1 protein-coding gene is annotated in these 603 nt (G+C 72.8%); it reads right to left on the reverse strand.

The annotated features are described in order from the left end of the window. Positions 1–551: VanZ family protein (locus ACFPZL_RS14085; protein ID WP_382336036.1), on the reverse strand; the 551-nt coding region annotated here is incomplete at its 3' end. Positions 552–603 lie beyond the last annotated feature (52 nt).

Below are 603 nucleotides of genomic sequence, written 5' to 3' on the forward strand. Positions count from 1 at the left end.
GGTGTCCGCGTCGGCGCCGGAGTCCGCGTCGGCGTCGGAGTCCGCGTCGGCGGGGCGGCCTGCGGCGTCGCGGGATCCGGCTCCGACCGAAGAGCGAGTAGAAACGACAGGATCAGCGCACCCAGGAGGGCGCCGAGGGTGTTGGCGATCACGTCTCTCGGGTCGCTGACGCGGCCGGGTATGACGCGCTGCAGCGATTCGATCCCGAGCGAGACGGCGAACCCGGTGAGCACCGCGAACCCTGCGAGCACCGCCGTTCGCCGCGGTGTGCGAGGAAGTGCGCTCCGATCGCCGCGCACACCGCCTACGGTGAGCGGCAGGAGGAGACCGAGCGGCAGGAAGAGCGCCGCGTTGGCACCGAACTCGATCGCCGCGAAGACCTGCGGGTAGGGCAGGCCCGTCGCCTCGGCGGCCCAGCGTGCCGCACGCGCGGTCAGGGTGAGCGCGGTGTGCCCGTCCGACGGCAGGAGCACGACGACTCCGAGCGCGACGGCGAAGACGCCGAGCAGGATCCGCGCGATGCGCACCGTTCGGTCACTGTGCTTCGACACACCCTCAGTATGCCGTTCGCGCGGCGTGCGGCGCCGCGGACCGGCCGGACAG

Source organism: Leucobacter soli (genome assembly GCF_042659205.1).
GTDB lineage: Bacteria > Actinomycetota > Actinomycetes > Actinomycetales > Microbacteriaceae > Leucobacter > Leucobacter soli.